Annotated in this window: 12 protein-coding genes; 4 read left to right on the forward strand and 8 right to left on the reverse strand. The window is 27.0% G+C overall.

Features of this window, described 5'->3' with window-relative positions; genetic code table 11:
• Nucleotides 1–188: 188 nt before the first annotated feature.
• From selD to ABID14_RS08210, 4 genes are read left to right on the forward strand one after another with little or no spacing between them, the layout of a single operon-like run.
• On the forward strand, nt 189–1,208 hold the full coding sequence (gene selD, locus ABID14_RS08195; RefSeq protein ID WP_354368978.1) for a selenide, water dikinase SelD: 1,020 nt from the start codon (nt 189–191) through the stop codon (nt 1,206–1,208).
• Nucleotides 1,209–1,222: 14 nt separating this feature from the next.
• Nucleotides 1,223–1,807 (forward strand): sulfurtransferase-like selenium metabolism protein YedF, encoded by a 585-nt coding sequence (gene yedF, locus ABID14_RS08200; RefSeq protein WP_354368980.1) that lies wholly within the window; start codon nt 1,223–1,225, stop codon nt 1,805–1,807.
• Nucleotides 1,808–1,809: 2 nt separating this feature from the next.
• Nucleotides 1,810–2,079, forward strand: a complete 270-nt coding sequence (locus ABID14_RS08205; RefSeq protein ID WP_354368982.1) for a putative Se/S carrier protein — start codon at nt 1,810–1,812, stop codon at nt 2,077–2,079.
• Nucleotides 2,066–3,199 carry an aminotransferase class V-fold PLP-dependent enzyme gene (locus tag ABID14_RS08210; protein ID WP_354368984.1) on the forward strand — a complete coding sequence of 378 codons (1,134 nt, stop codon included), beginning with the start codon at nt 2,066–2,068 and terminating at the stop codon, nt 3,197–3,199. Before ABID14_RS08205 ends, ABID14_RS08210 begins: the two co-directional genes overlap by 14 nt.
• Before the next feature lie 214 nt (nt 3,200–3,413).
• Here the strand turns inward: ABID14_RS08210 and ABID14_RS08215 are convergent, their stop codons facing one another.
• The 8 genes from ABID14_RS08215 to modA form a co-directional block, all read right to left on the reverse strand.
• Nucleotides 3,414–4,991, reverse strand: a complete 1,578-nt coding sequence (locus ABID14_RS08215) for an ATP-binding cassette domain-containing protein (protein WP_354368986.1) — start codon at nt 4,989–4,991, stop codon at nt 3,414–3,416.
• Between the two features lie 12 nt (nt 4,992–5,003).
• Complete coding sequence (locus ABID14_RS08220) at nt 5,004–6,956, reverse strand: FtsX-like permease family protein (protein WP_354368988.1); 1,953 nt, start codon at nt 6,954–6,956, stop codon at nt 5,004–5,006.
• Entirely contained in the window at nt 6,946–7,686 is a 741-nt protein-coding gene (locus ABID14_RS08225) for an ABC transporter ATP-binding protein (protein WP_354368990.1), read from the reverse strand. The genes ABID14_RS08220 and ABID14_RS08225 overlap by 11 nt, the downstream gene beginning before the upstream one ends.
• A gap of 155 nt (nt 7,687–7,841) precedes the next feature.
• Entirely contained in the window at nt 7,842–7,964 is a 123-nt protein-coding gene (locus tag ABID14_RS08230) for a class III lanthipeptide (RefSeq protein WP_354368992.1), read from the reverse strand.
• Between the two features lie 89 nt (nt 7,965–8,053).
• Nucleotides 8,054–10,600 (reverse strand): class III lanthionine synthetase LanKC, encoded by a 2,547-nt coding sequence (lanKC, locus tag ABID14_RS08235; RefSeq protein ID WP_354368994.1) that lies wholly within the window; start codon nt 10,598–10,600, stop codon nt 8,054–8,056.
• Nucleotides 10,601–11,799: 1,199 nt separating this feature from the next.
• Nucleotides 11,800–12,843: a sulfate/molybdate ABC transporter ATP-binding protein gene (locus ABID14_RS08240; RefSeq protein WP_354368996.1), complete on the reverse strand. Its 1,044-nt coding sequence runs from the start codon at nt 12,841–12,843 to the stop codon at nt 11,800–11,802.
• Nucleotides 12,844–12,845: 2 nt separating this feature from the next.
• Complete coding sequence (gene modB, locus ABID14_RS08245) at nt 12,846–13,520, reverse strand: molybdate ABC transporter permease subunit (protein WP_354369032.1); 675 nt, start codon at nt 13,518–13,520, stop codon at nt 12,846–12,848.
• 8 nt (nt 13,521–13,528) lie between these two features.
• Nucleotides 13,529–14,371: a molybdate ABC transporter substrate-binding protein gene (modA, locus tag ABID14_RS08250; protein ID WP_354368998.1), complete on the reverse strand. Its 843-nt coding sequence runs from the start codon at nt 14,369–14,371 to the stop codon at nt 13,529–13,531.
• Nucleotides 14,372–14,412 lie beyond the last annotated feature (41 nt).

The following is a 14,412-nucleotide window of genomic DNA, read 5'->3' on the forward strand; positions in this document are numbered from 1 at the left end:
TAATAGCATTCTTTTAGATTTATTGTAACATATTACTAAAATAATCTAAAGACCTTTTCCAAAATTTTACACGTAAATCCTTTTATATTTACATCTTTAAAATAATTTTAATTGTATTGCAATTATTATCATTATGATTTTGTGTGATATAATAAATATTAGACATATTAATTTAAAAGGAGACACAAATGGATAATTTAGAATTAGAAGTATGTGGCGGTTGTAATGCAAAGATTCCTGCTGGTTCTTTAGATAAAATTCTAGAATCAATCCCAAATTATAAGAGAGATGATATTGTAGTTGGTTACGATACCAAAGATGACAGTGCCGTGATAAAAGTTGACGAGAAAACTGGTATTATTACTACTCTTGATTTTTTCCCTCCAATGGTCGCAAATCCTTATATTTTTGGACAAATAGCAGCAGCAAACGCTTTAAGTGATGTTTATGCCATGGGTGCTGATCCAATATGTGCATTAAATATAGTTGCTTTCCCCGAAGAGGGCAATATAGAATTACTAGAAAAAGTACTTCAGGGTGGTGCAGATAAAGTAACAGAAGCTAAAGCAAGCCTAGTTGGTGGGCACTCTATACATGATCCAAAGATAAAATATGGACTGACTGTTATAGGAAAAGGAGATTTGCAAAAAATTTGGAAGAATAACACTCCCAAAGTCCATGACAAATTAATTTTGACAAAGCCACTTGGAGTTACACTTATAACTAATGCCTACTCCGTGAATATTGTTGGAAAAGAAGAATATGACTTTGCTCTAAATTACATGACAAAGCTCAATAAATACGCTAAAGATATTTTAGTAAAATATAATGTATCAAGCGCAACAGATGTAACAGGATTTGGATTATTGGGTCATCTAGGTGAGATGGTTGATGAAAACTACACTGCAATTTTAAATTCAGATGATATTCCATTACTAAAAGGAGCAAAAACTGCCGCCAATGAATTTGTGTTCACCAAAGGCGGTCAAAGAAACAGATTGTTTATGCAGGATAGAGTAGAATTTCAAGTTGACGACTTCGCTCTTGAAGAAATTCTCTACGATCCGCAAACTTCTGGTGGCCTATTAGTTTCAATTGACAGCAATGATGCAGATAAAGCTTTATCAGAATTAAACGAAAATGGAATAGAAGCTGCCATTATTGGAGAAATATATAATAAGTTCGACAAAAGTATTTTTATAGTTTGAGAAAGGATAATATTATGAAACAAGTTGATGCAAGAGGAATAGAATGCCCAATGCCAGTTATAATGGCAAAAAGAGTAATAAATGAAGGCGAAAATGAATTTAGTGTACTAGTTAATGAACAAATAGCCGTTGATAATTTAAATAAAATGGCAAAGCAAATGAACTATGAAACAGAAGTCATAGAAATTTCAGATACTGAATTTGAACTTAAATTTAAAAAATCAGAAGCTAAAAACGAAAATGTAAAAACTAATTTAGAAAATAATGATAATTATATAGTAGTTTTTGATGCCGATAAAATTGGTGAAGGCGATGAAGATTTTAGCAAAAAGCTCATTGAAAGTTTTATAGTTGCACTAACTGAACAAGAAAAGTACCCCGAATATGTAATCTGTTACAACAAGGGAGTATATCTCACTACAGTAAGACAAAACACTATTGAAGATTTTAAAAAGTTAGAACAAAGTGGAGTTAAAATATTATCTTGCGGCCTATGTTTAGATAATTATTGTCTAAAAGAAAATCTTAAAGTAGGAAAAATCACAAATATGTATGAGATAGTGTCACTTATGACTACAAATAGAGTTGTAAGACCTTAATTATGGAATATGTTCTCTATACTTTTGAAAGTTCATCAGAAGCAATGCGCTCAGAGATGGCACTAGAGAGTTTTAAAATAAAAGCAAGGCTTGTACCTCTGCTACCAGAAATTGATGCCGGTTGTGGATTAGCACTGCGTTTCGAGAAAAAATATTACAAAGAAGTTGAAGAGATATTTAAAAAAGAAAATTTAAATTTCTCACAAAGATATATTTTAGTGTATGAAGAAGGTCACAGAAAGGCAAAGGTGTGTGTTTATGATTTATCTTGACAATGCCGCTACAACTATTGATAAAGATGAGTCAGTGACAAGAGCTATTTCAAATTCATTGATGTCGAAAAAATACGGAAATCCATCAAGAGGCTCCTATGAAATAAGCACAAATTCGCTCAAAAAACTTATGGAAATAAGAATGACTATAGCAAATTTTTTTGGTACTAATAATCCTTTAAAAGTTGTACTCACACCCAATATAACTTTCGCCCTTAATTTTATCATAAAGTCTATATTAAAAGAAAATGACCATGTGATAACAAGTATAACCGAACACAACTCTGTTTTGAGACCTTTATATGAATTTGAAAATAGAGGTGGCGAAATATCTTTTATAGATATTGACGATGAATTCAACCTAAAACTCACAGAAATCGAAAAATATATCAAGGAAAATACAAAAGCTATTATAATAACTGCCGCTAGCAATGTATCTGGTAATGTTACAGACTTAGAAAAAGTTTATGAAATTTGTAAAAAACACTCTCTAAAACTTATAATAGATGGAGCACAAATAGCTGGCACAGTTGAATTTAGCCTAAAGAATTTTGACAACACAATATTTGCCTTCACTGGACATAAAGGGCTACATGGTCCTGGTGGAACTGGGGGATTTATAGTAAAAGGGGACTTTGATTTTAATCAAGTATTTGCCGGAGGATCTGGTTTCGATTCATTTTCTAAAACTCAGCCCCAAAAACTACCCGAACTTTTCGAACCCGGCACCTCAAATATTCACTCTTTTATTGGACTTGAAGCCGCCATTAAAAATATCGAAAAAAATAAACCCTTTGATAGACTAGATTACTTGACCAGACTATTATATAAAGAGCTTAAAAAAAATAAAAACCTCGAGTTTTATACATTTTTAAAAAATAAAAATAGCCCAATAGTATCTTTTAATATTGAAGGAATAGACGCCAATACAGTTGGTCAAATATTAGATGAAGAGTATGGAGTTTGCAGTAGAAGTGGAGCACACTGTGCCCCTCTATTTCATAAGAGAGTAAATACAGAAAAACGAGGAATATTAAGACTCAGCCTTTCACACTACAATACAGAAGAAGAAATATATAAAGTAGCAAAGGCTGTTAATGAAATAGCAAATAGTAGATAATAAAAAATTAGGATGTCGCTCTATAAAGTAACATCCTAATTTTTTATTGTATTTAGAATTTTTATAGTTCTAATACAAAAGTTACATTAATAATTAAGTTAAATAATATTAATAAGCTCATTCATTATATGTTTTATAAAGATTTTATTAAATTTCAATCTTATTAAAGAAAAAATAAAAAGCTTGAAGAAATATAAAGAATAATTTTCAATTACTACAAAATAATAATATCATCTGCGGCATTTTTCAATTCTTCACTTATACTATGTGTAACCATAATTACTGTTAATTCTTTGTTCTTAAATAGCATATTTTCAATTACAGACGCTGTCTTTCTATCTATATTGGAAGTACCTTCATCAATAAGAAAAATTTTTTTATCTTGATACAGAGCTCTAGCTATTCCAATCCTTTGTATTTCTCCTCCTGATAATTTAAAATTGTTTAAATCAAGCAATGTATTCTCTCCCTCTTCCAATCTTCTAATTACAGAATCTAAATCTACACTCTTAACTATATAATTAAAAATTTCAGGGTCATATTTTTTATTTAAAATAATATTTTCTTTAATTGTAGCATTAAAAATATAAGTATGTTGAGATACATAAGCAGTATTTTTGCTAATATTATATTTACTATATGGGATATCATCGCACTGAATGCACCCACAATAATTTTTATACCTCCCCGCCAGTATATTTAAAAGAGTAGTTTTACCCACACCACTCTTGCCAGTGAGTATATATTTTTTATTTTTTTTGAAAGTGATATTCGGAAAATTAATTATTCTATTTCCATAACTGTACTTTAAACCTTTTATTTGTATTCTATTTTCAAAAATTAAGTTATCTATCTTATTTATATTTATTATTTTATCTTCTTCATAGTGACTCAATAATGATTTTGTCGTAAAAAAACTTGTATATTTTTCTCCGAATTCTTGAATTGAATTAAGTAATTGCCCCGATAAACTCATAACAGAAATTATTACTCCAAAAGATACAATGCCATTCAATGCTAAGTAACCCGTGGAAATTAAAATAATTATTTGTCCAATTATATTTAATAAATTTATAGAAAAATTTGATATAGTAATTTGTTTTGTTAAATATATTTTACTATCTGCAACACTTTTGGATTCTTTTAAAGTTACATTATCGAGCAGGGACATGGCATTACAATCGTATAAAAACTTTATCCCATTAATCCAATTGAACATTTGTTTCTGCATGTTTTCTAATTTTTTAGACATCAACATTGTTGAATTTGAAATTTTTTGCTCAAATAATTTGGGTACTTTTAACATAGCTAGACTAATAATAAAAGATATTAGAAAAATTAAAATATTAAAAGATAGCAATGCAATAGTAACAAATACTAAATTACTAATAATATATATAGATGATAAAATCCTACTGATTCCTTCTTCAATTAAAGAAATATCATTTGTTACCATATTAACAAACTTAGAATATTTAAAATCATCATCCATGATATATATATCATTTTTTAAATTATTTATAGTCCTTAATCTTAAAAATTCCATTAATTTTTGAATATACTTCTGCTCTAAAACATTGAATATTGAACTACATACTATCGCCATTAGCCAAGACAAACCAGTAAGCAAAATAAATAAATAAAAAATATTCAGATCTTTGTTTATCATATAATCTACACTTTTAGCCAATAAGATTGCAGCTAAAGTATTAAATGCAGGAGAAAATACATTTAAAGAAACTAATATAATTAATAATTTAAATTCCTGTTTTAATAAATTAATAATTCTCAATTTGAGTACTCCTTAAATTATATTATTCCTCAATTTATTTTCATTAGTGTAATATATGGCTGATACAAAAGAAATAACAACAACTAAAATAATAAAAATAGTATTGATGTATAAAAATAATCTATATGGTAAGTCAGCTGCAATACTTATCTCGTTCAAAGAAAATTCTTTTTTAAACTTTATCAACATTGTAAAGAGAATTCCAAAAATCATCACATCCGCCGAAATTAGAACAATTAACGATTCAAGCATAGTTTCAATAATCATTTCTGTTCTACTAAAGCCCATTCTAAATAAAGTACTAAATTCTTGTTGTTTTGATTTCACTAACTCTATTATATTTTGTATTATGACAATAGTTGCAAGTAATAAACAAGGCATTAACATGAAAACTATAGTATCAAACTCGTGCAATGAAAATTTTTTTAGTCTCATATTTATATCTTCATCGCCACTACAAATTTTTAAATTATCCGATAATTTATTAATTTTATATTGTAAATCATTTTTATTCATTGTATCATTCATTAAAAATAATTTCTCATTCATCTTATCTAAACCATGCTTATATTTATTCGTTGAATAATCTAAATATATTTTAGGAAGTAAAAGATACGGTACTGACTCAAACACTGCTACTATTTTGTATTCTTTTTGTTCTCCATCATAATAAGTAATATTTATTGTGTCATTTAGATTATAATCATTACTTGCACCAATATTATTTCCCGAGATTTTATTGATGTCACCTTCAATTAAATCTAAATTAATCATTAAGCTTTCTTGATTAATAAAATTCACACCTACAAAACCATTTTTATCAATGGCATCATAGTAAGCCAATGGATTAGTTATAACTAATTTGTTAGTACCTTCAATATCTCTTAAATCCTCAATAACTTTTGCACTCATATCTTGATCTTCAGAAATTACAGCATAAACATTATCACCCATTTTTTTATTCTGTTCTCTATATTCCATATTCATACGCACTACACTTGTTTCCGAAAATAAAGTAAAAATACATGGAACTAAAATTCCTATAAATATAGGAATAGCTAAAGATAAATTCTTTTTAGAATTTTTAATTAATTGCCCTTTACAATACAACCTCATTCCTTCATTAAATAAATTTAAAGGTAAGGATATGAAATACGCAATCAAAGGTATAAAAATCGGTGAAATTGTTAAGACAAAAAGGACAGCTATAAGTCCAACCAGTTGGATATCTACAATTGTTCCAGTTTCTGTTGGCTTTATAAAAGTAAAATACAAAAATGCAATTAACAACAATATTCCTATTATCAATCTAACAAAAATCATCTTAACATTTATTTTTTGACCACTATTTCTATTCATATTAAAAAGAACAACGGGTTTAAGGGATAATATTTTAAATATAGAAATAGAAGTACAAATTAATATCATTACTATTAATGTCAAGGCAGTTAATAATATAGAATAAGGTGTTAATTTTATATTAATATATTCAATATAGGGTAAAATAGGTTTTGCTATAAAATAATAAAAATAATATACATATTTGTTAATTAAATAAACAGAAAAAAATAATCCTAATACCAACGCAGCAAACCCAATTACTAAAAATCTAATATATAAAATTATTACTATTTCAAAAGAATTAATTCCATTAAGTTTTAAGAGTGCCCAATCATCTCTCTCTTGTTTAATTGAAAAAGATATAATAGCTTTTAATAAAAAGAAAGAGAAAAATATAATTAACTTTAATTGTAAATCTGCGCCATTTAAAACATCATTAAGTAAGATATTATTTGCTTTACCATTAAATATTGAAAAAATAACTCCATTATTCGGATCAGAAGTCTCTCTAAACCATATAAATGCAACACTCATCAATATAGTTATCAATATCATAGATAAAAATATCCATGTTGTCATGAGTTTATTTTTTTTAGACAATCCTAAAGCCAATTTAGTTTTCATATTTATCTTCCTTAAATGTTGTTTTTGTCTTCTTTAAGACCTCTATAATTTCATCAATCGAAGGTCTCTCTAATTCTGTTTCTATTTTTCCATCAAATAAAAATACCACCCTATCCATTTGCGATGCTATAAACGGATCATGAGTAACTAATACAATGCTTGTACCAATTTCTCTCAACTTTTTTAATTCTGATATAACATTTCTAGAAGATTCCATATCTAAAGCTCCTGTTGGTTCGTCAGCAAAAATAATATTAGGTTCAGTTACCAACGCTCTAGCAATAGCAACTCTTTGTCTTTGTCCACCTGATAAATTCTCAGGATATTCATTTATCTTGGACAAAATACTTAGAGAACTTAAGATTTCATTTAACTTAATATTATCTATCTTAATCTTATTTAATTTTAATTTAAAAAGAATATTATCTTTTACTGTAAGTACTGGAATCAAATTTATATCTTGAAAAATAAAATCAAATTCCTTTCTATACAATTTGTTTAGTTTATAAAAAGACATTTTTGTTATGTCTTTATCATTATAAAGTACCTCGCCAGCTTTACTTTTTAACATACCACAAAGACAATACAATAAGGTAGATTTACCAGAACCAGAAGGCCCCATGATAGCAAGTCTATCAGTTTTATGAATATCAATATTAATATTATTCAATATATTTTCTTTACTATTATATGAATGATATAAATTTTTTGCTGTTAATATTTTTTCCACATATAACCCCCATCTCTATTAAACTAATTATATATAAAATTATAATTAAAATAAAAAGGCAATCTCTTAATAATTAGAACAAGAAATTGCCTTTTTAATTAGACAACTACGAAATATATATCATAAATTAAATATACTTCATATTCCCATCAAATCTAGTGACAAGCAATACTAATTGAACTTTTTGTGTGACAACTATTACTTTGAGTAGATTTTCTTGTTACAACTTTACTTTCTGTAGCTTCCATTTTTTGTAATTCAAGTACTTTTTTTGACATAATTAACACCCCCTAATATATATTTTAACTTTTAACCACTAAAACTTTATTTCAAATTAAAAAGTATAGTAGCAAAAGTTACTAGCATTTTATATTATTTCAAACAAGTTATTCTTTTTGTCATTGAGAAGTTCTTTTAAAACAAGAAGTAACCCAGCTCTACCCGAAAAAATATCTTCTGAGTATTTATAGGAAAATTCTCCTGGGACGTATATATTATCACCATCTGTAACTAAATAAATGTTTAAAATATCTACCAAGTTATTAATATCCTCAGAGCTATTTTTACATTGGGCAGCAATGTACAATATACCTAAAGCTCCTCTGAACAAACCAATATTATAAAAATTACTTGATTTTATTATTTTAATTATCTCTTCTAATTGAGAATTAAAATCGTTAATCCCAATGCTTTTAAACTTCAGAATTACTAATGCTAATCCAGCACTACCTCCAAGTAAGTAGGGAGATAATATTCCATTGTTATCTACATATAATCCATCTTTGCCATCATACTTACATTTGGATAAATCGTAATTTATGCACTTTTTAGCATAATCTAACAAATAATCTAATTTATTAATCTTATATAACTCTAATAAATAATATGCTACTCCTGCCCATCCAGTCATAATACCTACTTTACCAAAGTCTTCAAAAGGGTAGTTAATGTCAAACTTATCCTTATATAACTTAATTAAATAATCTGCTATTTCTAACGACTTATTAAAATAAACTTCTTTTTTTGTTCTTTTATAATATCTGACTAAACTAAACCCGATACCTGAATATCCAGAAAGCATAGAAATATCTTGTAATTTTTCTAAATCATCTAAATTGAGTAAAATATCTTCAAATATTGAGTCAGCTTGTTGAGTAAAACCCAGTTCATAAAGGATCATACCTATGCCACTTTTCCCTGTGAAAAATCCAAGATCTCTATTCATAGAAAAATTCGAATGTTTTAATATCCACTCATCCCATTCATTAGGTATATCTATAAATTTTGAAAGTGCATAAATACAACCATATATACCAGTTAAATAATTATATCTGCCTAATTCATATTCAAACTGTCTTATATCTCCTTTTAATGGACGCAATTCATTAAAATCTAAGTTTTTCAGTGCAGTTTTTACAATCTTTTTACTAAAATCTTCTATATTTTCTATATTAATCAAATTATTTCCATCTAAAGTACATATTTGATATTTTTCATAATTATTTTTCTCTAATATTAAATTACATTTATCAATAAAATCACTTATAAAATTTGTGGCGGTTTGACCAAAAATTTTTTTAATATGCCTAATATATTTTGGGATAACACTAGAATTTAAAGAATGCACTGGTCCTATTGGTAAAAAAATATATAACAATATATTTATTAAAGAATGCCAGTCATTTTCTTCAACTGTAGACAAATTATCTTTTAAAAATCCTGGAGTTCCCAAACTTAGTTTTTGTTTTGACTTAACATATTTAGATGCCTCAAAGTCAATAAGTTTGATGTTTAAACTTTTATCAACCATTATATTATTAGGTTGTAAGTCACCTATAGCTAAACCATTATTATGTATTGTTGATATTACATCAATCATATTAGTCATTATTTTTTTTACTTTTAATAAATAATCATTTCGGTTATTATTATTTTTTATAAATGGAAAATTAGATGCTGTCCAATCTGTAAGTGGGACTCCTTCAATATATTCTTCCACAAGAAAATTACTTTCCCACTCAGTAAATATGTCAAAAACATTAACTACTTCTTTTACTCTTGACAATTTTTTTAACGTAATATATTCATTATTTATCCTTGTAAATGCATCTTCATTATTTCTATCCCAACCAGCATTTAATCTTCCTTCTTTTAATATATATTCTTTTTTATCTTTTATACCTAAAGCTTTATAAACTCCACCTCCATTACTAAAATGTATTGCTTTTACAATATTATAATCATCCAATTTACTTCCTGAATCGTTGAGTTCATATTTTTTGGTAATTTGCTTTATTAACTCTGGTTCTTCTATACCTTCCGGGATTTTATAATATGGAGATCTATCATCAACAACCAAGTCGCCTTTTCCATTCTTTATGTAAGAATTATAATTATCGCCATCTTTTCTTATCTCCTTAAAACCACCATATCTAAAATAAACGTTCCCATCTTTCCATCTTTTATCTGTTAAAATATATGGTCCATTCTCAAAATATTTTAGCTCTTGATGTAAAATTTCCAATAAATACACAAACTTATTCACATTAGTGGGATATATAGTTATAAATTTTCCAGAAGATCCTCTATCGGCATATTTAGTATTTTTTTTAGATAACTCTAAATCATCTTTAACATATTTAAAAGTAACTTCTTCTTTAAGGCATACTTTTGAAACTTTGTCTAATAACAACTGAGCATCCTTTAAATTCGATGAAATATGAATCTTCCAGCCTTGATTAGGTAATTCTTGACCAATTAAGCTTTTTTGAACCCAATGTCCGTCCTCACTAACACTCGTTTCCCAAGTGTCGTTTGAAAATTCTTCTACTTTATAACAATCTTTTATTCTTGATAATTTAACAAAATAATCATAGCCATCATACATATAATCCAAATACCTTAAATCCATCATTTTAAATTATTCCCCTTTAATGAAAATCAGACTATCAAATTTTAATTAATCAATACTTTACTACGTTTTAAATTTATAAAATATCTTTCTTCTATAAATCTTATTTACATAACAAGAATATAATATATTTTTTGAAAAAGTTAAATATATTACTGTATTTTTATATTTTAAAACTATCCACACATAATATCACTTTATTAGAATTTTTAAATTCAAAATTAAAAATAAATAATACAATTTAATTCCTTATACCTGTAATTCACTGCGAGTGTATCATACATATTTTGATAAATCAAATTTTTAAATAGAATCTTGGTAAACTACACGTAAACTCTTAGTAAAGTCTAGCATTCTAAACATTATATAATTCTTAAAATGATAAAATTATAAAGACAGATACAATATTTTAGAAGATTATAAGGACAGATGGAATCTTTACAGATACAATATTTTTTATAATTTTATCAACAACATTAATTATTAAAGAGAAAAGCAAAGATATTGCTAAAATTATCCCAATTATAATTATAAGTTTAAAATTTTCTGTGCGAAAAATATTCAAAAAAAGTAAACTAAAAATTATATTCAAACAAATTATAATTATTTTTAATATATGTTTTACTGAATTAAGTAAATGAATCTAATATTACTTATTAAATTTCAATCTTATTAAAGAAAAAATGAAAAGTTTGAAGAAATATAAAAAATATAAACATAATTGGTATAATAAAGTTTCATATATCGATATCTATAGTATTAAAACCAATAAAATATAAAATTATAAGGCTTAATAACAAAATTATAGAAATAGATCTAGCGATTATATTAATTATGTGTTTTATATTTTTTCTACTTTTAAAGAATTTATAAGCTGAGCAATAAAAAAATAGATATAATATTCCTACAGTAACAAAAAATTTTAAAAAATTAATATTTACTAAAACAATATAGTTCATAAATACAGCTTTCTACTTAATATATTGTTAAATTCTAAAATTTAGAAAAACAATCAAGGTTTATATTCATATTATATTTTTATAGATAATTTTTTATTCTTCAGCACCTTTAAAACAGAAAGCTTATTCATTGATTAATCACATAAAAGTTTAACCAGTTATAAACTCTATTCTAATGTCTTGAAATTCTTGATTATTCTACAAATAATTATACAAATTATTATATAATATAAAAACAATATTTTATTTCTCAAGATATAGTAAATCTTCTTCTTTTATTTGAAAATAGAGTTTTTCTTTTTTCTTTAATTCATTCCATCTATCTTTTTCTATATCAATTCTAATATTACCATTTAATTTAGTGTCCTCAGATTTTGCTATTATACAGTAATTGAAAAGTTCTTCAATTTCCTTCACTATTTCTAATGGATATACATTCTCTTCAACTTTTTGGTCGGTAATTTTGATATAATGACTTCTCATTCCCACTATATCACATGGTTTATAGTTTTTGAGAGTAAGTTCTATGCCCCAATCTTTTGCATAAAACTCATTGTTTTTTATATTTTCAAGTATTGAAAAATTCTTGCATCCTGATAATTCCGCTGCCGAAAGTGTCACTGGATTCTCGAAAAGATTTTTGGTTTTCTTTATACTTTCTGATTTTCCATCTTTCATTATAGTTATAGAATCGCACATGCGGTAAACTTCATCTCTATCATGAGATACAAATAAAGTTTGAATTCCATACTTTTCGATTGTATCCTTAATTTCTAGCTCAATAATCCATCTAAGATATCCGTCTATTGCTGAATAAGGCTCATCTAATAATAAAAGTTCTGCATCATTTACCAAAATTCTTGCTAATGCTGTTCGTTGTTTTTCTCCACCAGATATTTCTTCTGGTTTATTATCCTTCACATTTTGAAGATTCATTTCTTCTAATTTTTTATTGATTATAGAGTCTATATCCACATTTTTATTTCTTATCCCAGTTTTTATATTTTCATATACAGTCATATTGGGAAAAAGTGCATAATCTTGGAATAGAAACCCAATTTTTCTATCTTGTGGTTTTAGATTAATATGTTTTTGTGAATCAAATAAAACCCTATTATTTAACACTATTCTGCCTCTATCTGGTTTTATTATGCCGGCAATGCATTTTAAGGTTATACTTTTGCCACTGCCAGATGCGCCCAATATACCCAAAACTTTATCGTCACTTTTGAAATCTACATCTAATATAAAATTGCCAAAATCTTTATATATCTTTACTTCTAACATAATTACACTCTCTTTTTCTTGCCATAATTATTGGCTTCTAATAAGTTTATCACAAGAAGTATAACTAAGGATATGAGCACATTTATTATAACCCATTTATATGCCAATGCGTCTTGCCCTACTCTCCAAAACTGATAAACTGTAGTCGATATTGTGGCAGTTCTTCCAGGTGTATAACCACTGACCATACTAGTAGCACCATATTCGCCAAGTGCTCTTGCAAATGAAAGTACAACTCCAGCAAGTATTCCTTTTTTGCAACAAGGCATTGTCACTCTCCAAAATATCCAAGTATTGCTTTTGCCCAAAGTCTCAGCGGCGTATTTTAAATTCATGTCAAAGGCTTCAAAGGCCCCTCTGGTTGTTCTATACATAAGAGGAAAGGTAACTATGACTGTTGCAATGATGGCAGAGTACCACTTCATTATTAAATTCGTTTCAAATAATTCTTGAATAATATGCCCCAAATAACTATTGGGGCCTAATGTTTTAATTATAAAAAATCCTATAACTGTAGGTGGCAGCACTAAGGGCAGTGTCAATATTACATCACAAATTCCCTTTAATGTTGGATTTAGTTTTTTTACATAATATGCAAAAAATATTCCCAAAAAAAATGTAAAAACTGACGATATTGCCGCAATCCTTATAGAATTAAATAAAGGAAAAAAATCCATCTTCATTATTATTTTACTGGAGTAAATCCTGCGTCTTCAAATACTTTAGCAGCTTCTTCTGTTTGTAAAAATTCTAAGAAATTCTCAGCTTCTTCTTTGTTTTTGCTATTATCTAATACTGCTGCAGGATATATGACTTTATTATCAAGCATAGAATCATCTGCCTGTGCAACTACTTCTAAATCATATGCCTTTGCATCTGTTGCATAAACTATCCCTGCATCTACTGTGTTTTCGCTGACCCATGATGCCACTTCTCTTACATTTGTTCCAAGGGTAACTTTTGGTTGAATTTTTTCAAATATTCCTAAATTTTTGAGAATTTCTTCTGAATATTGACCTACTGGTACATCTTCATTGCCAAGTGCTATAGTTTCGACTTTATCTGAATTTAAATCTTCAAATTTGTCGATATTTTTGGCATTGCCTTTTGCTACAACTAGAGTTACTTTGTTTTCAAGCAAATCAATCCTTGTATCTTTTTGTATTGACACTTTGCCATTGTAATTTTCGTTATTTGGGTCTAGTTCATTGATTTGTTTTTGTGCTGCGGAAATAAATACATCACAATCAGCACCTTCAACAATTTGTGTTTTTAGTGTGCCCGATGAATCAAAATTAAAAATTAAATTCACATTATTATTTTCTTCTTCATATTTAGTTTTCAAATCCTCAAGTACATCTGTCATAGAAGCTGCTGCAAATACAACTAAATCTTTCTGTTTAGCTTTTTCTTCTTGTTTAGAATTTTCTGCCGCTGTTTCTACAGCTTTGTTTTTTCCACTACAACTTATAAGTGTTAGGGCTAAAAAAGCAATAAATACGCTCAATAAGATTTTTTTTAGGTTCATAATATTCTCCTCTTTATTTATTAATTTTTAATAATGACTCT

Source organism: Peptoniphilus olsenii (assembly GCF_040545475.1).
Classification (GTDB): domain Bacteria; phylum Bacillota; class Clostridia; order Tissierellales; family Peptoniphilaceae; genus Peptoniphilus_A; species Peptoniphilus_A olsenii.